We start from the raw sequence: 26,170 nt of genomic DNA on the forward strand, positions 1-26,170 counted from the left end.
CCCTTTGAATCAACCTCCTTAGTTCTGACGTAGAAAAAAACGAAGGGCTTCTACGTGTACATCAATGTCATGGGGGTAATCGTGTTTCCCGCCAATTACTTTCAATAAAATCACATCTGGTTTATTTCGGGCCTGATACGAATATTTTTCAATCGTTCGGCCATCGTTTGGGTCCGTATCGGGAAGTTTTTCCAGCTTGGGTTTTCCCTGATAACCCGCCAAATCAGCCCAGTAAGCCAAGGATCGCTCGGTGGAACGTACTCGTCCCATGTTCATAGTTGGGCCCAAGTCAACGACCCCGCCCTGGTAAGGGTTTACATTATCTTCTGTCCCGTTGATAATCATAATCGGGACTGCCTTACCCGCCGGTACGCAGTCCATGTTATCCGTATCGGGTAAATTGGCGATAATGGCCGTAACCGCCCGAAATTGTTCAGGCATGGTTAAAGCCAGTTTGTAAGCCATGTGTCCACCTCCTGAAGTGCCAACCGCAAAAACACGCTTGGGATTAACTCCGTATTTTTTTTGGAAATAGTCGATCATGCCCGCAAAGAACGCCTGCTCGTTCACGTCTTCCTTATTGGCCAGAGCCGGAGACGCTTTACGGCATTCGTTCCAGTAGCGTTTATAGCCGCTGGGATAGACCACTAAGGTGTGGGAAGCTTTTGCTTCTTTTTCCATCGCCTCGGTCGAACGCATCATGTCGCGACCATTTCCTCCTGATCCGTGCATGACGAACACCAGATTTTGAGGTTTTTCGGTGGCGGCAGGTTTATTGAAGTAAAAGGTTCGGTAATTTCCTTCAATTTGAAGCGAATCGCTCATGACCTGAGCTCGTAAGCTTTGCCAACTAACTAACGTAAAGAAACAAAAAAGTGAAAATCGACTGAACATGTTTCAAGAGGTTTAGTAGAAATGATGCAACGAATATCGGGCCAGCGGGACACAATAATCCCAAAAGAATTGAAATCTTTAGTATTTCTACGGAATTGCAGAGGTGAATACCGAATCTTGTTTATCAAAGACAAAGGGGTTCCTGTTATGCTTTCACTCCCTTCGTTCGGCAGGTGTTTGTATTCCTACTACCTATTATTTCGCGTTAGTAACGCAAACGTCTCTCCTCTTACCTTTCGACTCTCAACTGGTGATGATTTCAGAAGCCAGGACTCGCATCAGATTCCGACGATTATCAATTTTAGAAGATCCTTTAACCGATTGGACATTTTCTTATAGAAAAAATTCTATAAGGAAGATCATATAACTTTTCTCCTGAAGTTTGTATTTCTTGCAGGAAAATTAGCATCACTCCAACTGCATTTTCTGGCTTCGCCTATGAAATATATTTACTTATTTTTTCTACTCTTTACCCATGCTACGTTTGCCCAAAATCTAACGCAAACCGTACGTGGTCGCGTGGTAGACGCCGAAACCAAATCCGCCTTGCCCGGAGCAAGCTTTCGAGTCATGCAGGACTCCAGCTCGGGGGCTGGTGTCATTACCGACCCGGAAGGATACTTCAAATTGACCAATATACCCGTTGGCCGTCGCTCTTTTCGGGTTTCCTGCGTGGGCTATAACGCCAAACAAATCAGCAACTTGATTGTAGTCAGCGGCAAAGAAACTGTTTTGGCCATTGAGCTGGAAAGTAATACCCAACAATTGCGGGAAGTACGGGTAAGTGGCCGAACCACGCCCAAAAATGAGATGGCCTTACTCAGCTCTCAACCTTTTTCAGTGGAAGAAACGGGGCGTTATGCCGCCAGCCGGGATGATCCCGCCCGGATGGCTTCCAACTTCGCGGGCGTACAGGGTTCTGACGACTCGCGTAATGATATTGTCATTCGGGGTAACTCTCCTCAGGGCTTGCTTTGGCGGCTGGAAGGCGTTAACATTCCTAATCCCAGCCATTTTGTCATTCCGGGCAGCCAGGGCGGTTCGGTTACCATGCTGAATAGTAAAACCCTGGGAAATTCTGAATTTTTTACCGGAGCCTTTCCCGCTGAATACGGCAATGCCTTGGCGGGTGTCTTTGACCTGAGCCTTCGCTCGGGTAATAATGAAAAAACAGAAGGAACACTTCAAGCAGGTCTTTTGGGTTTGGAGGGAGTGCTGGAAGGGCCTATTTCCCGGAAAAATCGTTCTTCCTTTCTGGTAGCCTATCGTTATTCTACACTTGATGTTTTTCAGAAATTAGGTATTCAGATTGGCACTTCTGCCGTACCTAACTATCAGGATTTAACCTTCAAACTCAATTTCCCAACGGCTAAAGCCGGAACGTTCTCGGTGTTTGGGATAGGAGGCACTAGTGCTATTAACATTGTCGTTTCGAAGAATGAGGATTTGCAGGAAGATTTATACGCCGACAAAGACCGTGATCAGTACTTCCGTTCATCGAGTTATACCATCGGCGTGAAACACGACTTCCCGATTAATGCAACGACCTATCTGCGAACCATCTTTTCGCACAGTCGCCTGCGAAGCTGGGCTAATCACGACCTGATTGATTACACGGCCTCTGGACAGATGATAGGGAAGCACTACAGCATGGGGTATGATTTCAAAGATGCCCGTAGTTCCATTAATTCAATCTTAACTAAAAAATTAACTTCCTCAACTACCCTTAAAACGGGTGTCTTTCTGGATCGGTTTGGTTACAGTGACGTTGATAGCATTTTACGGGAACAGCCACGTTTTCCAGTTTCTTACTGGGAACGACGCTGGGATTATGCTACCTCGGCCTGGCTTGTGCAGCCCTTTGCTCAGGTAAAAGTGAAAGCCAGCGAACGATTAACCGTTACCGCCGGAATAAACGCTTTAGTTTATACGTTAAATTCCAATTCCAAAGGGCTTGATCCCAGAGCGGGACTTCAGTATACCTTCAATGATAAAGAATCGCTGAGTTTAGCCTATGGCATGCACCATCAGACGCAGGCGAGTTATACTTACTTTATTCAAAAACCGCTGGGGAATCAATATTCACGTTATAACGAACATATGGGGCTAACCCGCAATCAGCATTGGGTATTAGGGTATAATCGTCGCCTGAGTGAAACCTGGCACCTGAAAGCCGAAACCTATTACCAGCGATTGGCTAAGATTCCGGTTTCCGTTCTTTCGACTTCTTCGTTTTCTTTACTCAATCAGGGCTCTACTTTTAGCAGAGCCTTCCCGGATTCTCTCGAAAATACGGGCGTGGGTTACAATGTCGGCGTTGAGTTAACCCTTGAAAAGCAGTTTAGTAAGAATTATTACGCACTGTTTACGGCTTCGCTATACGATTCAAAATACCGGGCGAATGATCAGGTCTGGCGAAATACAGATTATAACGGTCGCTTTGCCCTTAATGCCCTGGCGGGCGGCGAATGGCCCGTGGGCAAACGCAAACGTACGACGTTACTGGCAGGCGGAAAAGTAACCTGGGCCGGAGGCCGACGTTATGGACCGCTGAATGTAGAGGCTTCACTTTTGCAACGTGAGGTCGTTTTTCAGGATGCTTTGCGTAATACCCAGCAATTTCCCAATTACTTTCGAATGGATCTGAAATTAGGTTTCCGAAAAAACGCCTTAGGGCTTAATCATGAGCTCGGCATTGATCTCATCAACATCAGCAGCAGAAAAAATGTGCTGGGTGTTACCTTCGTCCCAATCCCCGGAGCAGCTCCTTCAGAGAGTTATTTAAAGCGGCAGTATCAACTGGGCTTTTTACCGCTGTTTTACTACAAAGTTGACTTCTAATGATGCTCACCACACTATGCTATTCTCCCCATTAATGTGTAAATAAATGGTTGTAATACAGGCTTATTACCGTTTAAAACCGTCAAATAAATTCATTTCAATTTAAAAGATTAAGTTGATTTATTCCCTTTCTGGTACGCATAGCCCATCAATAATTTTGTGTTTATTTAATAAGTACCTAGTATTGGAAAATTTTTAGCCCATTACCTTAAAACTTAATTCTTCTATGTATCCTCTACTATTACCAAAGCTGCTGGCTTCGCAGCATTGGCTTTTTTATTACCATAGGTTAATTCTCCTTTTTCTTCTATTTAAGAGGAACAAATCTATGTTCTAAAAACTAGCTTCTGGCTTTTTAAAACCTGATTCTATTAGTGATCAGGCTCATTTATCCTACCTCCTACCACACCTTCCATGAAACACTTCTACGCCTTTCTGCTAACTCTGTTTTCGTATTCAGTGTTAGCCCAAATGAGTATAGGAACCTCGTATCCAGATCCTAGTGCTCAGTTTGAAATCAGCTCCATTGATAAGGGGCTTCTCATTCCGCGAGTAAGTTACGCGAACCGTCCGGGAAGTCCCGGTAAAAATCCGGCCGTTGCGGGTCTAATGATTTACCAAACCGACCACGAACCAGGTTTCTATGCGTACCATGAGAATGCCTGGGAAAAACTGGTTCGTCAATCTGAAATAACCACCCCCAGTTACTTTTCAGGCTTAAGAGTTAACCCTGAAAGTATTACATTGACAGGCTCTAACTTTGCCATAACTCCTATTGCCTTTGATTCCTTAATGTATTCAAAAGACATCCAGATTCTTGAGGATAAAACCTCAATTAAAGTAACCAAAGGAGGTATTTATCAGATTACCTATTCTATTACGCCTAGCTCATCAACAGGTCATTTTTTTACGCATATTGTTATCAATAATAACATTGCACGTCAGTATTCCACTATGGGTTTGAGTTCTCGATTAAATACTAGCGGAAATCACATGATCAGACTGGCGGCTAACTCAACGGTTAAGCTTGCTTTAGGAACAGGAATTATTCCCATCAGCGGTTCGGTTCACTTTATGGACGGGTTTCACGTCGCTTCATTTACATTAGTTAAACTCGATTGATTGAAGTACATATACTTATGAGTATATCAAAAATTAATTGATATTTGATTGTATGTATATTTTTACAATCATTTCAATATGAATAAAAAAATATATTAATTTTTTAACTATTGATGAACTAGCAAAATAAATAATCTATAAATACGTCTAAGCCGTCTTTTTTTAACGGATAAATAGTGACTTTAAGGTCTTGAATATTAAAGTCACTATTTATTTTTGTAACCCACTAAGTATTTGCCGCCACTTCTAATGAAAAAATTAGTACTGTCCTTGTGCCTTCTTTGGGCATTTGGAAACGCTTCTGCACAAGTATCTGCTTCCGCTTCCCCCGTGCCTAAAAATTTTTGTAATGAGTTTGTCAGAACCGTTGCCAGCGGATATATTAAACTAGCTGACTTTCAAATCTTTGATCAGGATCAGAACCCCATTTATCTTACGATCAGGAAGAATAAAAACGAATACATATGGTATTTGAAGTTAGCTGCTCATGGTTGCATCAAATCAACGGATAAAGCCTATTTCGTTTTTGAAGGAGGGAGTCAGTATTCGCTTAAAATGATGGATAAGATGGATTGTAAAGGAAACGTATCCTATGACTTATCGGAACGAGAAAATCAACCCATCCTGGTCGCTTTTTTAACGAAAAGACTAACGCAATACCGGCTTTATTCGGAGCATGAGTCATTCGTATCTGTCATCCCTCAGCAGACCGCAGATAACATCCTTGGTGTCTTCAAATGCATGGGTTGGTAAGCGGGCCGTAAACTAGTTGCTTGTTTTTAAAACCCATCTGGCTTCGTGAACCAAACCTAGCCCGCTCTAGCTGAGCGGTTGACCGGAAGACTTGGTGCTTGCGAAAACCTCTTCATGTAAGTGGATTTTCCCCTTTTAATGAATAGATTGCTCATTCATTAAATAGCTTTTTCTCAATAGCTTATTCGGGAAGCTATGATTAGTAATGATTCAATCTTTGTTGACACCGTCATTTCCATTCTGAATTTCGGTTTCATTTACTCTAATTCTCCATTTGATGAAAAACACGCGTCGTACCTTTCTTGCTAGTTCTCTTACCTTGGCCGCTGGAACTGCCGTAACGATGGCCGCCCCCGTTCATACGGAGAAAGCCAAATATCCCCTCGTTCACCACGTTTTCTTCTGGCTTAAAAACCCAGGTTCCGTCGCTGATCGTGATAAGATCATTGCGGGTTTGAAAACCTTGAGAAAGATTGAAGCGATTAAGGAATTACGCATTGGAATCGTGGCAAATACGGAAAAACGCGATGTAGTAGACCAAAGCTGGGCGGTTTCTGAACTTATGTTTTTTGAAAACGAGAAAGATCAGGCCAGCTACCAGACGCACCCCATTCACCAGCAATTCATCAAAGATTGCAGTGCCCTCTGGGACAAAGTAGTGGTTTACGATGCGATTGATGTATAAAGAAAAAGGCTCGGGATTTTGAAATTCCGAGCCTTTTTTACGCATTCACTTTTTACTCAGTCACTAAAGTAACTATACTTTGGGGAGCGATAGACAAGTCCGACGAGGAAACCTTCGCCACAGCCATATCCTGCGATGGAGAAGTAGTATAACTTTTCGAAAACTTCAGTGAGGCAGGCTTATCAAGCTGTAGTTTAAATGCTTCGTTGGAAGGATTAATGACCACCAGAACGACTTTACCATTCTTGTTTTTATAAGCCGAAACCAGCACCTCCTCCTGATTCGTTTCCGTCGATGCTTTGATTCGAGTGGCCTGAGGACGGATGAAACGGCTGTATTGACCTAATGCCCAAAGCATTTTGGAGTCGTAATACTTACCTTCTTTCTCATTCCGATCCACGTAGACTAATCCATCTTTGTAATCGTAACAGCTTAATGCCAACCACCAGTGCCAGGCCGAGGCCTGAGCGTTTACCAGATCATTATGGATCACTTTGGCGATGTATAAAGCCGGAGTGATTCCTAAATCACGGCCCTGGGCATTGAGTTCTCCTTCGTTATCCCCCAGAATACAATACTCTGACATCCAGTAACCCACGCCGGGTTTAAGTGCCGCAGCCAACTGTTTTCTTTTCTCGACAGCCTTAGCATAAGGCGAAGTTGTGAAGTAACTATGCCCTGAAATGGCAGGAACCAGATTCGGCAGGTTACCCACGTAATTGGCTGAGCCTTTCGTAAAAAAATCCGCGATCTGGTTCTGGCGTCCTTTTCGGTTATGCTCCGAGTACAGGTAATCAATCTGTCCGGCCTCAGCGATGGAGATTTTTGTAGGCAGTTTGGCCTTCAGCAAAGCCTTACTTAATGATCGGGTAATGCCCGCAATATCCGTATTAAAGAAAGGTGTTCCTTCCTGTCCTCCGTCGCTCCAGTCCCACTGCGGTTCATTCACGGGACTTACGTATTGAAAAAGAACCCCCGTTTTCTTTTTCACTCCTTTGATGGTTTCGGCTAGAAAATCGGCGAACTTATCGAAGTTGGCAGAATCTAAATTAGGCTGCTTGTTAGTAGCAAAGCCCTTATGATTTTTGGTTAACTGAACCGGCGGACTGTTGGTGAAAGCCAGAAAGGACTGAACGCCGCGTTTCTTAGCCGCTTCCAGCAACCAGAGTTGCCCCTGTTGTTTGTTCCAGTTGTAGCTTCCATCATCCTGTAAGAAGCCTTCGGCCCTACGCCATTCGTCCCGGATACCGCTTTCTTTTCCCTGCTCGGCAGTTCCGGCTCCGATGTTGAATCGCCAGAGCGAAAGACCAATGCCCTTAGGTTGACCCGTAGCCGTAGTTTCCGTTGAAAAAAGTAAATCAGCAATGGCTTCTTTCTGAGTCTCAGGCCAGTTCCCTATGAATTGTCCAGACCAGGCATCCGAAGCTCCGAAGTGCTCCACCACCTGATAACGCTGGTCGGGATCAATCTGGATGCGAATAGACTTTTCCTGCTGAGCAAAAGCGACGTTACCGCTTAAAAATAATCCGAGGATAGGTATAACAATACGTTTCATAAGGGGATGAGAAGAAAGGTTTGATGAAAAAATCCCGGTGAAGTTACCTCCACCGGGACAAAGAAAGATTAATACCCGGGATTTTGCTCCAGTTTGTTATTGGAAGCCTGAATTTCAGCCCGTGGAATGGGTAACCAGTATTGCTTGTCGGTAAAAGCACGACCGGTTAAGGCTACTTTCTTACTGTAGGTATAATTCGTACCGCTCTTATTGATGTCAATGCCGTAAGCAGGAACATTCTCTACGGTTGAAGCCGTCTTCCAGCGACGAACGTCATAGAAACGATGCTCTTCGAAAGCTAATTCGATCCGGCGTTCATTGCGAATTCGCTCCCGCATCTGAGCCTGCGTCAGCCCCGTTGGTAAAGCAGGCATGCCTACGCCCGTCCGCTGACGGACGGCATTAACGGCTGCGTAAACCGAGGCATCTGGGCCGCTGGCTTCGTTTTGTGCTTCGGCGTAATTAAGCAGGATTTCGGCATAACGGAAGTAAATCCAGGTCTGCGTTCCGGCAACGTCCCAGGGGTTATCAATCGGCAGGTTATCATTCATGAATTTCTTCAGGTAATAACCCGTCTTAGACGTATTCCAGTTGGATGGGCCATCCTTGCTGTCTTTTCCGCCAGGGGTGAACGTCTGAACCGTGCTGTTGCGGTAAGGAGCGTCGTTATAGAGAATCGTCGCATAAAAACGTGGATCGCGGTTGGCATACGGACGGCTAGGATTATAGCTCGTATTGGCATCCGTAATACGGGTTCCGTCCATCATTTCATAGTCATCCACCAGGTTTTGCAAAGGCACGTTACCACCCCAGGCATTGTAACTATTCGGACCATTCGAAATTTCCAGACACACGTGGCGGGCTCCCTGAGCGTATACCCGGCTGAAAATAATTTCCGAGTTATCGTTCGTTAAAAACAGGTTACCGTAGCCTCCGGTGTATAAACTATACTTGCCTAAGTCCATTACCGCTTTGGCAGCCGAAGCAGCCGAAGCCCAGGTGGCGGCATTTTCATACAAGGGACTAGCTCCGTATAAAAGTAATCGTGACTTAAGGGCCAGAGCGGCACCTTTGGTAGCCCGACCTAAAGCCCAGCTTCCGCCATTTGACAAGGGTAAGTCAGCGGCAGCGGCATCCAGCTCGGCAACGGCATAATCAATACCTGCTTTAATGGAAGAGCGATTAAACAACTCCTGACTGGTCAGGTCATCGCTGATCTGGAAAACTTTGTCGCCTACCAGTACGGCCTTACCATAGTTACGAATCAGATCATGATAGCGGAAAGCCCGGATGAAACGAAGTTCGGCTTTGATCTGACGTTTACGAGCTGCCGACATCGGTAACTGCTCAATGTTCGCCAGAGCGTAGTTAATTTCCCGAATACTGCGGTAACTCCGGCTCCAGAACGTTCCGGCAATACCCGTGTTTTCAGGAGCGATTTGTCCCCGCTGAATGAGCCAGGTATTATCATCGTTATTATAGATGGATTCATCCGTCAGCGACGACCACATGGCGTACTCGAACCCCCGACCAAAACCCGGAGGCGTTCCTTCGGCTTCCTTATCAGTCAGGCGAACCCCCATGTAACGATTCACCACATAGGCTTCAAAAAGCACAGAATCCGATAGAATAGCCGCATCCGAAACCCGATCCGTAGGAACGATACTTAGAAAATCCTGCTTACACGAGCTTACCATCGACCCCAGAGCCAGTAATGCCGCTAACAGTTTGGTTGATTTTATATTTTTCATGATCAATCTCAATTAGAACTTAATGTTAACACCCAGATTCACGATTCGCTGTTGAGGATAGAATTGTCCGCTACGGTTATCTCCCTCGGGGTCATAATCCTTCACTTTCGTGATCGTGAAGAGGTTAAAGGCACTGGCGTACACGCGGAGCGATGAAATTTTGATTTTAGACAATACGTCCTGCGGAAGCGTATACCCTAACTCGACGTTTTTCAAACGAACGAACGATGCATCGTTGAACCAGAACGTGCTGGGATACAAGCCCCCGTTGATCGAAGAAGAAGCCCGGGAATCAGCACGAGGATAGCTGCCGTCGGGGTTATTGGGGCTCCAGCGGTTATTTGCCCAGCTACTGTAGAAGTTACCCACCTGACCTGATTCGGGTAAGACGAACTGACGAACCATCGTTTGACCCGAGAATACCATCGAAAGATCAAAAGCTTTGTAGCCGCCGTTCAGCACCAGACCGAACGTTAATAAAGGTACGTTACCGTATTTTGTACGAACCTGATCATCTGCCGTGATTTTTCCATCGCCGTTGTAATCTTCGATGATTAAATCACCCAACTGTGCTCCTGACAGGTGTGGGTAACGATCCAGATCGGCCTGGGTACGGAAAATGCCGAGGTAACGGTATAATAACTCCGTATTCAAGGGCCCACCCGTCTGACGTTGATACGGCAGTAAGCCGGGAGCTTCGTCCATGTTTATGATTTTGCTTTTCGCATACGTGGCATTACCTGAAATGCTATAACGGAAGGGACCCGAGTGGCTGTAGGTTAACGAACCCTCAACCCCGCTGCTATTGACTCTACCGAAGTTTTGATCAGGCAATAATCGATCTGAACCGTAAGGGTTTACGATACCCGTAACCCCTGGAATAGAACCATTACGAGCCGCCAGAATGTCCGAACGCTGCTGATTGAAGTAAATGAATTCCAGACTAAAGTTTTTCAGGAACGTTGCGTTAATACCAATATCCAGTTTTTTCGCCGTCTCCCAGGTAATCTGAGGGTTCGCCAGTTTCGTTAAATCAATACCCGTGGTGATGATATTGGCACCCGTTACATATTGGTTATTGAAACTGTAGTTGTTGTAATATTGGAACTGAGCTACGTTATCATTACCCAGCGTTCCGTATGACGCACGAATTTTCAAGTCGTCAATGAAATTTACGCTGTTCCTGAACCAGTCTTCCTGAGAAATCCGGTAACCAGCAGATACCGAGGGGAAGAAGCCGTACTGCTTTCCTACGGGGAAATTGGACGAACCGTCCACCCGGGCCTGCACTTCAGCCAGGTATTTCTCGTCGAAGTTATAAGCCACACGACCGATGTAACTCTTACGGGTAAAGTTTACGCTGCTTCCCGAGTTATTCTTGTCGGTAGCGGCAGCACCCCCCTGCGAAAGTTCGGGCGTAGAAGCCGTGGGGAAGTTAATCCGGCTGGCTCCCATCAGAATGTCGTTGCGGCGGTTTTGCTCATAAGCCACAAACGCGTTTACATTGTGTTTGCCCAGTTGACGCACGTAGTTCAAACGAATGTGCTGGGTTAAGTTGGTAATGTTCGTTTGCGACTGAGTCAGGGAAGGTTTGCCTGCCGAACCACCCGCCACGACGGGCTGATAAGTATTGCTCGTACTGTTGTAATTATACAACGTGTAAGGAATGCTGAACGTACGGGAGAAATTGAACGATTTGTCCGCTGAATAGAAGCCTTCCAGCGACAGTCCTTCTACGAAGGGGAGGTTATAACTTGCCCGTAAAATACCGTTGAAAATCGACGTGGGGTTATTCGTAGTTCCACCCATAGCTGTACCCAGCACGGCAGGGTTACTGTTTTCCACACCCGTTGAATAATATCCATTAGGGTATTGATCAATCACCGTTGGGTAAGCCCGGTAAATGGAGCGGAAGGTATTGCCCGCCGAAGAAACGGGGAATTTCCGATCTTCCTGACGACCTGAAAGCATCAGACTTACTTTGAAATCTTTCGTAACGTTCGCGTCAATGTTTGAACGGAAGTTATACTGCTTGTACTTCGTTGCTCCATTGCGGTATAAAGCATCCTGATAAATTGTACCCAGCGAAACGTAATACTTCACGTTTTCCGTACCGCCATTAATGGACAGGCTTTGCTGATTTTGGGGAGCAACAGGCTTCAAAGCCACCTTTTGCCAGTTGGTATTGGGGTAATTGATCGGATCTGAACCGTTACGGAATTTTTCAATTTGCTCGGCTGAATAAAACTGATTCATGCCTCCCGACGGATTGTTATAGTAATCAATCTCGTTCATAATCGTGGCGAAAGTCGCGGCATCGGCCATTTTAGGCAAACGCGTAGGCGACGAAAAGCCCTGATTGAAACTGTAGGAAATCACAGGCTTACCCGTGGTTCCGCGTTTGGTCGTTACCAGAATAACCCCGTTAGCTGCCCGCGAACCGTAAACCGCCGCCGAAGCATCTTTCAAGATGGAAATACTTTCGACATCGTTCGGGTCCAGACGATCCAGACCGCCTACCTGACCGGGAATTCCATCTACTACGATCAGTACGTCGCTGTTACCCGTTGTGGCAAAACCACGAATTTTATAGCTTGATCCGTCATAACCCGGCTCGCCACCCCGGTTGTTGGCTACGAAACCCGAGAAACGACCCGCCAGTGAATTCGAAAGGTTAGGCTGGGGACTTTTCACAATGTCCGCTCCTTTTACTTCCGAAACCGATCCGGTTAAGGTTGCTTTTTTCTGCGTGCCGTAACCTACGACCACCACTTCATTCAATGTCTCGTTATTAGCGGTTAGAGAAACGTCAACCTGACTGCGATTGGCGATCCCCACTTCCTGACTGATGTATCCTACATAACTAACCACGATTGTAGTGGCGTTCGCAGGTACATTCAGCGTATACTTACCCTCATTATCGGTTGTTGTACCCTGGGTAGTGCCTTTGACTACTACTGTGGCACCAGGTAAAGGCTGCCCGTCGGACGAGCTAATTACTCCACGAATCTGAGTAGTCTGAGCAAAACTCTGAACGGAGCTAATGCCGATCAGGAGCAGGAGCAATAACTGCTTCACTGGATTACTCAGCACGCCTCTGAAGGGTTGAGGCAGCACCCATTTTTCAAGAAAAAGTTTTTCCATAAACGGATTTAAAATAGAACTAATGATTAGGATAAAATAGGAATCAACAGGCCGTAGTTTCTCTGCTGTGGCTGGGATCAGCACAGGTTGTACTTCTTCATCTCATGGAAATGGAGAAAAACGGAGTGGGATTCGTTCTATAATTTAACCGAACAAAACTAGGATTATTTGAACAGCACCATAGGGGGACAATCTCACATTTGATGGGGGGTAATTCATTAAAAAGGGTCATTTCCCATAAAAAATTGACCATTTCGGTGATTTACTCCCCCATTTCAGGCCTTACCCTTTGAAGAATTGCTGGCCGAGTGTCTGGTTTTCGTGGAAGGCTTTTCGGTATTTTTTGACGTATTCTGAAGGGTTCATCCCGAAAAGTTTATGAAACTGTTCCCGGAAATATTTTGCATCATTCATACCAACCTGATAGGCCGCTTCGGCAATGGTAATATCCGTACTTAGCAGCAATTGAGCCGCTTTTCTCAGGCGGATAAAACGAATGAATTCATTAATGGATTTTCCGGAAATGGATTTGATTCGATTGTACAACGTGGACTGACTCAAGCCAATTTCAGCGGACAGCACTTTTGTATTAAAGCCTGAATCCATCACGTGTCGTTCTACAATCTGGATGCAATCCTGAAGGAATTCTTTATACTCTGGCGAGACTTTGAAAGAACTGGATTGAAGCGTGATTTCATTATAAAAGAAACTTCGTAAGTCCTTCCGGTTTTTCAGAATGGAGGCAATCTGAGCTAACAATAGACTAGGCTCGAAAGGCTTTCGCAGGAAAGCATCGGCCCGCTCTTCCATGCTTTGCAGTTCAATTTCCTGCCGCGAGCTTGCCGTTAACAGGATCAGAGGAATATGGCTCAAACTCGCTTCTGATTTAAGCTGATGGCATAATTCCAAACCGGACATTCCGGCCATCATTACATCACTAATGATCAGATCGGGTTGGTATTGATGAGCCGCCGCAAGGGCCTCCTCTCCACTGCCACATTCAATAATGCGATACTGATCTTCGAGTAACTGACGCAAATACGTTCGGATGTCTTCTTCATCGTCCACCAGTACTAGCGTATCTTTTTCCTGAGCGAGTTCAGAAATCATCCCTTTAGCCGGGATGAGCGGAGCCGGAAGCCATTCGAGGTTTTCCGCTCCCGAAAGTTCTTCCAAAAATACCGAAGGCTGGTTTTGGGAAACGGGACTAAGCGGAGCCACTTCTTTCTTACGAAGCGTAATAAAAAATGAAGTACCCTTGCCTTTCTCCGACTGATAGGTAATCGTACCGCCGTGTTTTTCAACGTAATTTTTAGTCAGGTATAACCCAATCCCAAACCCGGCTTTGCTGGCTCTGCTTTCTGTTTTTTGCTGTTGAAAAAGCTGAAAAATATCCGCACCCGACTGCTGATCAATGCCTATGCCTGAATCTTCTATGCTTAGGATCACCTGTTTTTCTTTTTCCCGGATCACTACCTGGACAGAGCCCCCCGCTGGTGTAAATTTTAAAGCATTGGAAATCAGATTAAATAAGGCGATTTCCAGTTTCTCGCGGTCGCAGGGAATTTCCAGATTTTCGTTTTCGCAGGTGTAGGTATACGTGATCTGGTGCATCTCGGCCTGATGCAGAAAACACTGAAAAACTTCATTACCCATTTCGTAGAGATTCACCGACGAAAGTTTCAGTTGATCCGTTTCCAGTTCTACTTTCTGAAAGAGTAACAACTGATCCATCATACTCAGCAGACGGCGGGCATTGCGGTAAATCAGCGTGAGGTGCGACTGCTCCTTTCCCTCCGGCCGATTGGCCAAAAGTTCTTTTACGGGGTTAATAATCAGGGTTAAAGGCGTTCGGCATTCGTGCGAAATGTAGGTAAAAAACGAAAGTCTTTTTTCGTGCAGCTCCTTCTCTTTCCGGGCTTCTAACTGAGCCAATTGCACTTCGTAGGTCAATCTCGTCTGTTTCAACCGATACCGCTGATACCCGTACAAAACTAGCACCAAACCTAAAGCATAGCCCGCATAAGCCCACCAGGATTGATACCAAGGCGGCAGAATCTGAATGGGAAGGCTTACGTAATCCTCAAACCAGACCCCATCCTGATTGGCTACTTTAACCTTGAAAACATAATTGCCTGCGGGCAAGTAACGGTACGTAACTGAGCGTTCCTGATCGGTATAATACCAGTCTTTGTCCAGTCCTTCCAGTTGATAAGCGAAACGCGTGTTTTCAGGATAGGCGTAATTGAGTGAAGAAAACTGAATCGTGAAGACGGCTTGGGAAGGGTCTAATACGATGGATTGTTTACCCGCATATTCCTCCATCGGTGTGCTCCCTTTTCCACCCTGTTTGTCAAACACCTGAAGTCCCGTAATCATGGCTTTGGGATGGTAACCCGAAGGTTTAATGCGACCGGGCTGGAAGGAATTCCAGCCTTCCGTTCCTCCAAAAAACATCAGATCTTTCTGGGCATCATAAAGGCTCGATCCGGGATTAAATTGTCCCCTTTGCAGGTTATTCTGCTGATCAAAATTCTGTATCCTACGGTCTTTCAGCCGAACACTGGAAAGGCCTTTGTTGGTACTCACCCAGGCTACCTGAGCTGCGTCTATTTGAATGGAATTAATAACATTGCTCGGCAGACCATTGGTATCATTGAACCAATCCATCTTGTGATTGATCACGTCATAGACTAGTAACCCATCGCCTTCGGTCCCAATCCATAACCGGCCCGACGCATCAAGGGCCAGCGAAATGACGATGCGGTTTGAGATAAAATACGAATTGGTGGATTGATTGAAAAAGGCCTTGAATTGCTTCGTCTGAACATCCAGGTAATTCAACCCGCCCCCATAGGTTCCAATCCAGAGATTTCCTTTTGCATCTTCCACAATAGCCCTGACATCGTTGGCATTAATGCTACTGTTAGAAGGTTTAAAATGCTGAAACTGACCTGTTTTCTGGTTGAGCAAGCTTAGCCCTCCGCCATTCGTGCCCACCCAGAGTTGTTTCTGCCGATCCTGATAAATTACCCGCACGTCGTTTTTTCCAGACTACCGGGATTGTCAGCCTGATGAGCATATTGCTGAAAAGAATCGGATTGAGGATGATACCGGAAGAGTCCTTTGGAGTATGTACCAAACCAGAGGTTATTTTCCCGATCCCGATGGGCAGCAATCACCGCCCCATCTTTTAAATCACCCGCCTGATTTCCAGGCACGTAATGTTTAATTATTTCACCATTGGGGTTACTTTTAAAAATACCGTCCCCGTCTGTTCCCAGCCATAGTTTCCCCTCCTTGTCCTGACACATGCCATAAAAACGCATGAAATTTTCACCTTTGGCCGGACTGGTTCGCTGGGTATGCAGGGCAAATTTTTCAGGCTCATGTCCGATTAGATAGACACCATCACCGTAAGTACCTACCCATACATTTTCATCCCGGTCAATGAAAAGCGACTGTACCGAACGCCCGGTGATGGGTGACTGGTTTGAAGCCTTTACCCGTTCCAGCCGCAACGCTTCGGGCCGTCGGGACTGGCTTAAATCAATTCGGTATAAACCGCCTTCCTGCACGCCAATCAGAAGCTGATGCTGCCGGGTTTCTACGAAAGAGAGAAAAATTTCGCTGCCCGAGTCGGTGGGTAAATTGAGCTTATAAAATCGGGACTCATTGCGTTTGAATAACACCAGCCCTTTGGCCGTAGCAATCCAGATATTCTGCTGATGATCTTCAAAAATTCGGTGAACCCGGGCTTTAGGAACCTGACTATAATCAAGGTACGCTTTCTTCAATTTTCGCTGAGCGTCAATCTGGTACAAATCAATGCCCCCCTCGCGAGTGCCCAACCAAAGTAACCCTTTCGAATCTTCAAATACGTTTAAGATCGCATTCGTCGAAAGTCCTGCTAAGGTTTTCTGAGTATAATAGGTAAATCGATGATCGTTGACGTGAAAAGAGGCAAAACCCGATCCATTCAGCGAAAGCCATAGATTCCCGTCTTTGGCCTGCGAGATGTCACTAATATCACTGCTCTTCTCCCCTGCTTCGGGCTGAGGATGGTAACGCCTGAATTGCCCTTCCGTTTCAATAAACTCGTTCAAACCGTCCCTCGAAGAAATCCAGAGGGTTCCGTGACGATCTTTAAAAATGCTTTTGATGTAATTCCCGGCAATCGTATTGGTCTGAGCAGAAGAATGCCTGAAAACCTGAAAAGACGTTCCATTGAATCGATTCAGACCATCGCTGGTAGCAAACCACATCTGCCCCTGATTATCCTGTAGAATACTGTTTACCACTCCTAGCGACAAGCCGTCTTTAAGCGAATAATTTAGCACCCGACCTGAATGGGGCTCTTCCGCCCGCATTATTAAAGGCAAGAGCAACAGAATAATCAAGGCAAGTAAGCTCGTGAACGTTATGCGTCCTTCCCTGCCCTCATTGATATTTTTTATTACTTATCCGTATCATCTAAACGAAGACTTTCGGCAATGACCGAAGTAAGTCCGAGAAAAAATAGCCTTAAAATTAAGCAATTTTATGTAGAATGATCGTAAGAACTCTGGAGAGGCTAGCTTACCTTCTTATTCCCAATCAATTAGACTTAGGAAGCAACCATTGAATGGTAATAAACTCACTGGCAAACAAAATACACTAAGTAATTTACGCTATTGATAAAGACATAATTATTTACTATATGAATTAGATTGTTTCTTATAAATAGTAACAATTTGAATCTTCAATTCATTAAACGATACTGGTAAACTGTAGATTATATAAATCAGGGGTTTTACGTTTAGTCATCGTTATCTAAGTATTTACAATTAAACCTTAAATAAGATAAACGTTATGTTTTTGGCTTACCTAGATAATTTTTAGGCAGATTTAAGAAACTGTTTAGAATCGTTGAATCCTATCCTTATGCCGTGGTTGGTGAGACACCAACCACTGTTTGCGAGCAAAGCGAAGGAGCTTATGACTTTTTGCGGCCTTATTTGATCTTGGGGAAATTGCTTCCCCGGATTTCATCCGGGGCTATTCGTAATTGAACCCCGCTGGGGTTATCCGTGTTTAACCCCTCCGGGGTTGTTGTTTATGTCGTGGTTGGTGAGACACCAGTCATGGTATGGAAAGCTAGACGCGACTTGATTGCGTCTCTACGAAAAGATGATGATACATACTGAAAGTAATGGCTCTCGACAAAAGCAGAGTCTTTCCACACCAAATCCGACTAAAAACAATATAAGGAAGGCTTTCTATGGGGCAGAAAACCTCCCTTGCATTTGTATTCAATTCTGCTGCAAGCAGTATTACTTGGCTCCTTTTTTCAACTGATCCAATTTATGAGCATATTCAAACTCAAAATCAGTACCTTTCGTCATTGTTGCTGCTTTCTGAGCCGATTCAATAGCTTCTTTTTTCTTTCCTAATTTGGAGTAGATTTGAGCTTTCAGGGAATGAATCCAGAAGGCGTTAGGGTTTACTGCCAGCGTTTTGTCCGCGTAGGTGATGGCATCTTCCAGCTTGTAATTCACTTCATTGAAATAACCCGCTGCGGCCTGGTAGGGAGGATTACTTCCTTTTAGTTCCTTTTCCAGGTAAGCAACGATTTTCTCCTGGTTATCCGCCACAATCTTCACGGGGACTTTTACATTTTCCCAACGAATATTCAGCGTTAAAGACGAGCTGGTAATGTCATTTAAATCAATCGTAAACGTTTCGTAATTTTCTTTGGAAACAACGGGCTTAACGGTAACTTTTGCTACGTCTTTCGCCGCATCAAAAAACTGCTCGCCCTTGCTTTGAAGCCCACTGTTCAAAATAACCGTCCAACTGTCTTTTCCGGGAATGGTGTATAAGCTATACGCACCCGCCGCCACTTTCTGACCGCCGAAGATAACGTCCTCACCAAACGTGATTTTCGTCAAAGCATTGGCTCCGGTTCTCCAGCTTTTACCGTAAGGGATCATTTCACCGAATACTTTACGACCTCTCATCGAAGGACGAGAATATTCCAGCTCGATTTTAGACGTAGCAAATTGTTGGGTCAGGCTGATTTTAGGGCTTGCAGAAGGTAACTTCATATCCTGAGCCATCGCCGCTGTTGATAATAAACAGGCACTGGCCAGACAGATAATAACTTTTTTCATAATGAATTATAAAGATGTTTTGCAATCAAGAAATGAAACCGACGTCAGCTCATTCGTCCGCAAATTACATCCAGTAACTTCCAGAAAAAAATGCTTGAGCATCCCCAGGAGCAGGTGAAAGTGCTATTCCATTCTTCGTCCATAAGCTACGGAATCGTTGATGCCCTATAAAGTCTGCATAAAAACGACCATTGTTTTTTTAGCTCCTTTGACTAATTTGGCCAATTGCCAAAGCGAAAGTTTTAACAAGCCATCCCATGCATTTGAATAAAAATATCCTATCCCAAATTCAGTCCATTATTGCCAATGCCCAGCAAAAAGCCATACGCAGTGTGGACTTTGAGCGAGTGCTGATGTACTGGCATATTGGAAAAGTAATAGTTGAGGAAGAGCAGCAGGGCGAAGACCGGGCTACTTACGGGACCTTTTTGATAAAATCCATATCCGATACTTTTCAACCCCAATTTGGGACCGGATTTTCGGTGCGACAGTTAGAGATGAATCGGCAGTTTTACCGTACGTTCCCAATTACGAACGCACTGCGTTCGCAATTCAGTTGGACTCATTACAGATTACTTATTCGTATTGATAATCAAGACAAAAGAGAATTTTATATAGCAGAAGCTGAAAAAAACAATTGGACGGCAAGGCAACTCGAACGCCAGATCAACAGTCAGTTATTTGAGCGACTTTTGTTGAGCAATGACGTACAGGCCGTTTTGGCCGTAGCCCGAAATGAAAAACAACCCACCGATGCCAAAGAGATCATTAAAGACCCAATGGTTCTGGAGTTTTTAGGGCTTAAAAGAGAAGCATCGTATTACGAAAAAGACCTGGAAACGGCTATCATTACCCACTTGCAGGATTTTATTTTAGAACTGGGTAATGGCTTTGCTTTTGTAGCCCGGCAAAAAAGAATCCATATCGACGGGGATGAGTATTTTGTGGATTTGGTATTTTACAACCGCTTATTGCAATGTTTCGTAGTGATTGAAATAAAGACTCAAAAACTCACGCATCAGGATTTAGGGCAATTGCAGATGTACGTAAATTATTATGACCGCTACGAAAAACAGGAATTTGAAAACCCCACCATCGGCATTTTGCTTTGCACCGATAAAAATGATGCAATGGTCAAAATATCTTTGCCTGAAAGTAACAAAACCATCATTACCAGTAAATACCAACTCTATTTACCTACCGAGCAGCAACTGCTGGAAGAAGTGAAGAAAGAAATCGAAAAATTGGATAACATTTGATTAGCAATACGAGCTTACCCCAGACCAGCACCACCGCAGAACCCTTCGAATAGAACGGTTACCTATTGCTTTCGGGAAGCAAATTCAGCCTGATTGCGAGGGTGAAATAGCTCTGTCTGACTCTGGAGAAAAAAATATTACATGTTCATGGCTTTGTGCCCTAAATGTGGGTTATAGCTATGAAATAACGGGTACACAAGATTTTATCGACATGTACTATCCTTTAGTTTTAGAAAAATGAGGCATCGAATTGTGATTTCTGGAGGACCGGGGGCGGGGAAAACTACCTTAATTGACGCTTTGCAAAAACAGGGGTATGCCACTTCCGAAGAAGTTTCCCGTCGGTTAATTCGCCAGCAAGTGGAGCTTCAATCTGACTTAGTTCCCTGGAAAAATCTGGAAGGCTTTGCCCGGCTGGCTCTGGAGGCCATGATTACGGATTTCGAAAACAGTCCTTCCGAGCTAACCTTTTTTGATCGCGGCATTCCCGATATCATTGCTTACCTGGAAGTTGGCGGCTTACCGGTCTCCAAAGATTTCCTGAAAGCTGCTCGGCGTTATCGGTATCATAACCAGGTAGTTATGACGCCGCCCTGGCTGGAAATTTACGTAAACGACGACGAACGCTGGCAAAGTTTTCAGGAAGCACAGGAGCTCTATCAGGCCATCGCCAGCGTTTACAAAACCTGCGGGTATGAGTTACTGGAATTATCCAAAGGTCCAGTAAATGAGCGAGTTACTTTCATCACCTCTGCTCTGACAGGACTTCTTTCCGTTGAAGCCTTTCCCACCCGTTAATTCTTCGTAGATTTGCCCCTTCATTCATACATGAAGGTATGCCTCCTGCATAAGGAAGGTATTTAAAAGGGAATTCGGTGTAAACCCGAAACAGTCTCCGCTGCTGTAAATTCCAGTTGAGTTGAATGAGTTTTGAGTATAGAGTTTTGTGTTGATTCTGCCAAAGGCCAGACTAACTCAAAACCCAAAACTCAAAACCCTACACACAAAACTTCCAAACACACATCCACTGAGCCTAGCTTGGGAAGGAGTTTGGGAGGGAATGAGTCAGAAGACCTGCCTTGATGGTTAACCCCCGACAGCTTTCGGATGAAAAGCTGGTACGAACCATGATGCATTATTCTATTTTTTCCAGCCGGAAAACAATGACCCGGTGGGCTTTCGGTTTGCTCATCAGCCTGGGCTGCATGGCAGGCTTTACGCAATGCAGTACTACTTCTTCCGTCTCTGAACAAGGCGACATTTCAGTTAAACAGGATTACTTTCCCGAAAAAGTAAAACTTAGCCACGCCAGAGGCTTCCGCATTCAATACCGACCCAACTATAAGGTAGTCGATATTCTCAGCCCCTTTGAAAAATCCACGGATACCGCTCGTTACATCCTCTTGCAACGCGGTACGCCCCGGCCCAAAGGGTATGCAGATCGGCAGATTATTGAAATTCCCCTCCGAACCATGGTCGGGATGTCTTCACTCCACATTGGTTTGCTGAGTTTTCTCTCGGCAGAAGACGTATTAATTGGACTGGGCGATTTGAAATACGTATCATCACCCAAAGTCATTGAACGGATTAATGAAAAGAAAATTACGCAGGTCGGTAAAGATCAGACGCTTAACGAAGAGGTTCTGGTAGCATTAAAACCCGATCTGGTGATGACCGTAGGGCAACCTAATGCCCGCATGGATCGGTACCAGACCCTGAACGCAGCAGGCGTGCCGGTGTTAATCAACTCCGAATGGGTAGAAAATACGCCGCTGGGACGGGCAGAATGGGTAAAACTGATGGCGGCTTTGCTGAATAAAGAAGCATTGGTTAATCAGAAATTCGCTGAGGTTGAAAAGGAATATAAACGCCTGGCGGGCCTGACAAAAAACCTGAAAAACAAGCCCAGCATTATCACGGGTACGAGTTATAAAGATGCCTGGTATGTTCCGAACGGAGATAGCTATATGGCTCAGTTTTTTCGGGACGCGGGCACTACCTATCACTGGGACAAAGTCAAGGCAACGGGAAGCTTACCTCTCAATTTTGAAGCCGTTTATCCCATTGGTTTGAAAGCGGATTACTGGTTGAATGTCGGCATTAGCGGTCGCGATACGAAGAAAGACATTCTTGATAAAGATAGCCGTTACGGAGATTTCAAGGCTTTCAAAACGGGTCAACTCTATAACTATAGCAAACGGACCAATGCTCGTGGATCGAATGATTACTGGGAGTCAGGAGCGGTTAATCCGCATCTGATTTTATCCGACCTGATTAAGATTCTGCACCCGGAGCTTTTACACGATTACGAGCTGTATTACTACAAAAAACTGCAATGACCCGACCGCTGTTATTCAGCCTGCTGATTCTGCTGAGCGTGGGGTGTTTCGTAGTAAACCTTACGCTTGGTTCGGTATCGATTCCAGCCAGGGAAGTGGCCCGTATTCTCTTTACCCAACAATCTGAACAAACGGCCTGGCTTTTCATTATTGAAAAAATTCGTTTGCCTAAAGCCCTTACCGCCGTATTGGTGGGCTGGGGACTGTCGGTAAGTGGGTTACAAATGCAAACCTTATTCCGAAACCCACTCGCGGGGCCTTCGGAACTGGGCATTACCGCCGGGGCTGGGCTGGGGGTGGCAGCTATTATGTTAGGTAGTGGAAGTGTAACGAGTTTATATGCCATTCGTCAGTTAGGGATTTCAGGCAGTTGGCTGATTGTATTCATGGCCTCCTTGGGTTCGGCAATGGTGTTATTACTAGTCTTGTCAATTGCCGGACGGATACGTGATCATGTCGTCTTGCTCATTGTTGGAGTGATGGTGGGAACCATCACGATTTCCATCATTAGCATCTGGCAATATTTCAGTCAACCCGAACAATTGCAGGAATACCTGCTCTGGACGTTTGGCTCGCTGGGCGGTGTGGTAGATTATCATCTGCTTGTGCTTTCTACCGTGGTGATTTTCGGATTAATACTCGCCTTTGCTTCGTCCAAGGCTTTGAATAGTTTATTACTCGGCGAAGCGTATGCCCGTAGTATGGGCTTAACCGTAGGCCGAGCCCGCACCATCATTCTGGCCAGTACCAGCATTCTTACAGGAAGTATCACAGCCTTTTGCGGACCTATCGGCTTTGTTGGGATTGCCGTACCACACTTAACTCGCTCGTTGCTGGGCACTTCCAATCACCGCATTCTCATCCCGGCCAGTGGATTAATCGGTAGTATCTTAATGCTGGTTTGCGATAGCATTGCTCAGTTACCCGGCACCCAGTCGGTTTTACCGATCAATGTTGTTACTTCTTTGCTTGGGGCTCCGGTCGTGATTTGGATGATTGTTAGTCGTCATAACCTCAGAGCTTCTTTCTCATGAGTGCAAACCTGTTATTACATACCCGTCACTTAAGCATCGGTTATGGCAATCATCGGGTGGCGGGACCCTTATCCGTTCAGCTCAAGGCAGGGCAACTCGTGTGTTTACTCGGGCCCAATGGAGCCGGAAAATCCACGCTCATGCGAACCCTTTCGGGCTTACAAAATGCCTTAGAGGGGGACGTATATCTAGGAGATAAACGACTTCCTCATATTCCGCCGACTGAACTGGCTAAAAAATTAAGTCTGGTCCTGACCGAACGGGTCGAAGCGGGTCATTTAACCGTTGGTGAACTGGTCGCTCTGGGCCGGACGCCTTATACCAACTGGCTCGGAAGCTTAACTTCAGCGGACCAGGAGCGAGTTCAATGGGCTCTGGCACTAACAGGCACTCAGTCGTTCATAAACAGACGCTTACCTCAGTTAAGCGATGGCGAGCGTCAAAAAGTAATGCTGGCTCGTGCTCTGGCTCAGGACACGGATTTGATTTTACTGGATGAACCCACGGCTCATCTCGATTTACCCAGCCGCGTGGAACTGATGCGGTTGTTACACGAACTGGCCCGACAAACCCGGAAAGCTATTTTGCTCTCTACGCACGAACTGGACCTGGCCCTTCAGGCAGCGGATGAATTATGGCTTTTGGGAGCTAAAGGAGAATTTGAGCACGGCGTTCCCGAAGATTTAGTCCTCAACGGGTCCTTCGAGCGAACGTTCGCTGCTTCTGGTTTTGCGTTTGACCGTACCACCGGAACGTTTCAAATGTATCCGGCTCCAACGGGACCAGCCTTGGGTTTACAGGGTAATTCAGCCGCTTACTTCTGGACGCGAAGGGCCTTATCACGCGAAGGGTATCAAATTCAGGCATCGGCCAGACATTCCGTTCAAGTTACCGACGAAGGATGGTTTATTGATGAACAAACCTTCGTTACTTCTATTCACGATTTATTACAGGAACTTTCCAATCGGTATTCATACCGCACTGACAATGAAGATTTACACAAAAAAAGGCGATAAAGGCACGACGGGACTCTTTGGCGGCAGCCGGGTTGATAAAGACAATGTTCGCGTGGAATGCATTGGAACGTTGGATGAAGTAAACTCAACTATTGGTTTGTTACGGGTGAAACTGGGCAATGAACATGCCTGGCAAAGCAACCTTCATAAGATTCAGAAGGACATGATGGACATGATGTCGCATCTGGCTCGCCCTTCGGACGCGAAAAAAGAAAACAAGAATCCCATGCCCGTAGACGGAGCCGAATTCTGCGAAAACTGGATTGATGAACTGGAGGCTGCGATGACTTCTCCTTCGGATTACTTCCTGTTACCCGGCGGGAATGAAGTGTCGGCCCTATGCCACATGATTCGTACGCAAATGCGTCGGGGCGAACGTCGACTGGTTTCCCTGATTAAAACGGATGAGGTTCACGAGGCCATTCCAGCCTATATTAATCGTTTGTCCGATCTGTTTTTTACTCTGGCCCGGGCCGAGATGGATCAGGCGGGAGTGGCCGAGGAGAAATGGCAACTATTCCTTTACAAACGTTTTAAATCTGCCGAATGATCCTTTATATCTCGGGAGGAGCCCGCAGCGGCAAGAGCCGTTACGCCCAGTTGCGGGCTAAGGCTTGGTCAGAAAATCCCGTTTACGTAGCCACGGCTAAAATTTGGGATGAGGAATTTGCCGAACGGGTCCAGCGACACCAGCAGGAACGCGGTCCTGAATGGACCAGTCTGGAAGCCGAGAAAAATCTTGCCGGACTGCCCCTGGCTCATCGGGTCGTGGTAATTGATTGCGTTACCTTATGGTTAACCAATTTATTCATGGACCATGACAGCAACCTTGAATCAACCTTAGCTGCTTTCAAAGCTGAGATTGATGCTCTGTTACAAATTCCTGCAACGCTGATCATCATATCCAATGAAATTGGGATGGGCTTACACGCCGAAACGGCTCTAGGTCGCCAGTTCACTGATTTACAAGGCTGGGCGAATCAATACGTAGCGGAGAAAGCGTCAGAAGCTATCTTCATGGTTTCAGGGTTACCGTTGGTTTTGAAGAAATGAATCATTAACTGCTTTCAGAATTTCAACCTTTAGGCTATGCTCGTCCGCGACTGTGTCGCGGATGCCTGAGAAAAGCGTCTGCGACGTTCAGTGTTATAGACGCTCTTCTTTCCAATCCGGCTTGGAAACGAGGGCTAATAGTTGAACGAAGAGCGTTTTAAAGTAACATCCTCTTTTAGTAGAGACGCGACTTTATCGCGTCTGGGGTAAGAGGCAATAAAGGCTACATTCCATATACTCCCATTCCCCAGCAAGACGCGATAAAGTCGCGTCTCTACCTTAATTTGTATTTCGATATCCCTCCCGCAGTGTCCCCGGATTTCATCCGGGTCCATCCAGACCGGGGCTACTCGTGTTTAACCCCTCCGGGGTTATCTTTCGTAAGACTATGTGAACAACAACCCCAGCGGGGTTTAATATAGGTAGCCCCGGATGAAATCCGGGGGAGCAACCAAGTAAAGCCGCCAAAGATCATAAGGTTCTTCGCTCCGCTCTGGATGACAGATCGGGGTGTAAACGAACGCCTCCAACGGTGTTTGCATCCGTACGAAAGCCTACTTACTCTCTTCCTT

The 26,170-nt window shown here is 45.7% G+C and carries 18 protein-coding genes and 1 riboswitch; of the genes, 11 read left to right on the top strand and 7 right to left on the bottom strand.

Translation table 11 applies throughout. The annotated features are described in order from the left end of the window. Window positions 1-18: 18 nt before the first annotated feature. Complete coding sequence (locus BWI96_RS07365) at window positions 19-894, bottom strand: PHB depolymerase family esterase (RefSeq protein WP_106636025.1); 876 nt, start codon at window positions 892-894, stop codon at window positions 19-21. Window positions 895-1,332: 438 nt separating this feature from the next. Between BWI96_RS07365 and BWI96_RS07370 the strand changes: the two genes are divergently transcribed. The 4 genes from BWI96_RS07370 (at window position 1,333) to BWI96_RS07385 (ending at window position 6,295) form a co-directional block, all read left to right on the top strand. Beyond that, the gene (locus BWI96_RS07370; RefSeq protein WP_106636026.1) at window positions 1,333-3,735 is read left to right on the top strand and encodes a TonB-dependent receptor; all 2,403 of its coding nucleotides are present in this window, start codon (window positions 1,333-1,335) and stop codon (window positions 3,733-3,735) included. A 414-nt stretch (window positions 3,736-4,149) separates the two neighbouring features. Then, window positions 4,150-4,857 (top strand): hypothetical protein, encoded by a 708-nt coding sequence (locus tag BWI96_RS07375; protein ID WP_106636027.1) that lies wholly within the window; start codon window positions 4,150-4,152, stop codon window positions 4,855-4,857. Between the two features lie 249 nt (window positions 4,858-5,106). Next, on the top strand, window positions 5,107-5,610 hold the full coding sequence (locus BWI96_RS07380) for a hypothetical protein (RefSeq protein ID WP_106636028.1): 504 nt from the start codon (window positions 5,107-5,109) through the stop codon (window positions 5,608-5,610). Between the two features lie 277 nt (window positions 5,611-5,887). Beyond that, window positions 5,888-6,295, top strand: a complete 408-nt coding sequence (locus BWI96_RS07385) for a Dabb family protein (RefSeq protein ID WP_106636029.1) — start codon at window positions 5,888-5,890, stop codon at window positions 6,293-6,295. A 52-nt stretch (window positions 6,296-6,347) separates the two neighbouring features. Here the strand turns inward: BWI96_RS07385 and BWI96_RS07390 are convergent, their stop codons facing one another. The 6 genes from BWI96_RS07390 to BWI96_RS07410 form a co-directional block, all read right to left on the bottom strand. Continuing rightward, window positions 6,348-7,850, bottom strand: coding sequence for a glycoside hydrolase family 30 protein (locus BWI96_RS07390; RefSeq protein ID WP_106636030.1), 1,503 nt, complete (start codon window positions 7,848-7,850; stop codon window positions 6,348-6,350). A gap of 68 nt (window positions 7,851-7,918) precedes the next feature. Continuing rightward, window positions 7,919-9,601: a RagB/SusD family nutrient uptake outer membrane protein gene (locus tag BWI96_RS07395; RefSeq protein WP_106636031.1), complete on the bottom strand. Its 1,683-nt coding sequence runs from the start codon at window positions 9,599-9,601 to the stop codon at window positions 7,919-7,921. Between the two features lie 12 nt (window positions 9,602-9,613). Then, on the bottom strand, window positions 9,614-12,745 hold the full coding sequence (locus BWI96_RS07400) for a TonB-dependent receptor (protein ID WP_106636032.1): 3,132 nt from the start codon (window positions 12,743-12,745) through the stop codon (window positions 9,614-9,616). Window positions 12,746-13,027: 282 nt separating this feature from the next. Then, window positions 13,028-15,784, bottom strand: a complete 2,757-nt coding sequence (locus BWI96_RS07405; RefSeq protein WP_232793627.1) for an ATP-binding protein — start codon at window positions 15,782-15,784, stop codon at window positions 13,028-13,030. Beyond that, entirely contained in the window at window positions 15,775-17,115 is a 1,341-nt protein-coding gene (locus BWI96_RS22270) for a two-component regulator propeller domain-containing protein (protein ID WP_232793628.1), read from the bottom strand. Before BWI96_RS22270 ends, BWI96_RS07405 begins: the two co-directional genes overlap by 10 nt. Window positions 17,116-18,057: 942 nt before the next feature. Further along, window positions 18,058-18,897 carry a DUF2911 domain-containing protein gene (locus BWI96_RS07410; RefSeq protein WP_106636033.1) on the bottom strand — a complete coding sequence of 280 codons (840 nt, stop codon included), beginning with the start codon at window positions 18,895-18,897 and terminating at the stop codon, window positions 18,058-18,060. A gap of 257 nt (window positions 18,898-19,154) precedes the next feature. Between BWI96_RS07410 and BWI96_RS07415 the strand changes: the two genes are divergently transcribed. From BWI96_RS07415 to BWI96_RS07445, 7 genes are all read left to right on the top strand, one after another. Then, window positions 19,155-20,156: a YhcG family protein gene (locus BWI96_RS07415; RefSeq protein WP_106636034.1), complete on the top strand. Its 1,002-nt coding sequence runs from the start codon at window positions 19,155-19,157 to the stop codon at window positions 20,154-20,156. A 237-nt stretch (window positions 20,157-20,393) separates the two neighbouring features. Continuing rightward, window positions 20,394-20,954 (top strand): AAA family ATPase, encoded by a 561-nt coding sequence (locus BWI96_RS07420; RefSeq protein WP_106636035.1) that lies wholly within the window; start codon window positions 20,394-20,396, stop codon window positions 20,952-20,954. A 17-nt stretch (window positions 20,955-20,971) separates the two neighbouring features. Further along, window positions 20,972-21,253: riboswitch (cobalamin riboswitch) on the top strand. Next, the gene (locus tag BWI96_RS07425; RefSeq protein ID WP_232793629.1) at window positions 21,239-22,495 is read left to right on the top strand and encodes an ABC transporter substrate-binding protein; all 1,257 of its coding nucleotides are present in this window, start codon (window positions 21,239-21,241) and stop codon (window positions 22,493-22,495) included. It overlaps the preceding riboswitch by 15 nt. Next, the gene (locus BWI96_RS07430) at window positions 22,492-23,529 is read left to right on the top strand and encodes an iron ABC transporter permease (protein ID WP_106636036.1); all 1,038 of its coding nucleotides are present in this window, start codon (window positions 22,492-22,494) and stop codon (window positions 23,527-23,529) included. The genes BWI96_RS07425 and BWI96_RS07430 overlap by 4 nt, the downstream gene beginning before the upstream one ends. Further along, on the top strand, window positions 23,526-24,545 hold the full coding sequence (locus BWI96_RS07435; RefSeq protein ID WP_106636037.1) for an ABC transporter ATP-binding protein: 1,020 nt from the start codon (window positions 23,526-23,528) through the stop codon (window positions 24,543-24,545). Before BWI96_RS07430 ends, BWI96_RS07435 begins: the two co-directional genes overlap by 4 nt. Beyond that, window positions 24,517-25,095 (top strand): cob(I)yrinic acid a,c-diamide adenosyltransferase, encoded by a 579-nt coding sequence (locus BWI96_RS07440; RefSeq protein WP_106636038.1) that lies wholly within the window; start codon window positions 24,517-24,519, stop codon window positions 25,093-25,095. The genes BWI96_RS07435 and BWI96_RS07440 overlap by 29 nt, the downstream gene beginning before the upstream one ends. Continuing rightward, entirely contained in the window at window positions 25,092-25,598 is a 507-nt protein-coding gene (locus BWI96_RS07445; RefSeq protein ID WP_106636039.1) for a bifunctional adenosylcobinamide kinase/adenosylcobinamide-phosphate guanylyltransferase, read from the top strand. Before BWI96_RS07440 ends, BWI96_RS07445 begins: the two co-directional genes overlap by 4 nt. The last annotated feature ends 572 nt before the right edge of the window (window positions 25,599-26,170 follow it).

It is taken from the genome of Siphonobacter sp. SORGH_AS_0500 (assembly GCF_002838835.1).
Taxonomy (GTDB): domain Bacteria; phylum Bacteroidota; class Bacteroidia; order Cytophagales; family Spirosomataceae; genus Siphonobacter.

Excerpts from the sequence above, each read along its gene's own strand:
- BWI96_RS07365 (WP_106636025.1), bottom strand. The coding sequence starts at position 894 with ATGTTCAGTCGATTTTCACTTTTTTGTTTCTTTACGTTAGTTAGTTGG.
- BWI96_RS07370 (WP_106636026.1), top strand. The coding sequence starts at position 1,333 with ATGAAATATATTTACTTATTTTTTCTACTCTTTACCCATGCTACGTTT.
- BWI96_RS07375 (WP_106636027.1), top strand. The coding sequence starts at position 4,150 with ATGAAACACTTCTACGCCTTTCTGCTAACTCTGTTTTCGTATTCAGTG.
- BWI96_RS07380 (WP_106636028.1), top strand. The coding sequence starts at position 5,107 with ATGAAAAAATTAGTACTGTCCTTGTGCCTTCTTTGGGCATTTGGAAAC.
- BWI96_RS07385 (WP_106636029.1), top strand. The coding sequence starts at position 5,888 with ATGAAAAACACGCGTCGTACCTTTCTTGCTAGTTCTCTTACCTTGGCC.
- BWI96_RS07390 (WP_106636030.1), bottom strand. The coding sequence starts at position 7,850 with ATGAAACGTATTGTTATACCTATCCTCGGATTATTTTTAAGCGGTAAC.
- BWI96_RS07395 (WP_106636031.1), bottom strand. The coding sequence starts at position 9,601 with ATGAAAAATATAAAATCAACCAAACTGTTAGCGGCATTACTGGCTCTG.
- BWI96_RS07400 (WP_106636032.1), bottom strand. The coding sequence starts at position 12,745 with ATGGAAAAACTTTTTCTTGAAAAATGGGTGCTGCCTCAACCCTTCAGA.
- BWI96_RS22270 (WP_232793628.1), bottom strand. The coding sequence starts at position 17,115 with ATGCGGGCGGAAGAGCCCCATTCAGGTCGGGTGCTAAATTATTCGCTT.
- BWI96_RS07410 (WP_106636033.1), bottom strand. The coding sequence starts at position 18,897 with ATGAAAAAAGTTATTATCTGTCTGGCCAGTGCCTGTTTATTATCAACA.
- BWI96_RS07415 (WP_106636034.1), top strand. The coding sequence starts at position 19,155 with ATGCATTTGAATAAAAATATCCTATCCCAAATTCAGTCCATTATTGCC.
- BWI96_RS07420 (WP_106636035.1), top strand. The coding sequence starts at position 20,394 with ATGAGGCATCGAATTGTGATTTCTGGAGGACCGGGGGCGGGGAAAACT.
- BWI96_RS07425 (WP_232793629.1), top strand. The coding sequence starts at position 21,239 with ATGGTTAACCCCCGACAGCTTTCGGATGAAAAGCTGGTACGAACCATG.
- BWI96_RS07430 (WP_106636036.1), top strand. The coding sequence starts at position 22,492 with ATGACCCGACCGCTGTTATTCAGCCTGCTGATTCTGCTGAGCGTGGGG.
- BWI96_RS07435 (WP_106636037.1), top strand. The coding sequence starts at position 23,526 with ATGAGTGCAAACCTGTTATTACATACCCGTCACTTAAGCATCGGTTAT.
- BWI96_RS07440 (WP_106636038.1), top strand. The coding sequence starts at position 24,517 with ATGAAGATTTACACAAAAAAAGGCGATAAAGGCACGACGGGACTCTTT.
- BWI96_RS07445 (WP_106636039.1), top strand. The coding sequence starts at position 25,092 with ATGATCCTTTATATCTCGGGAGGAGCCCGCAGCGGCAAGAGCCGTTAC.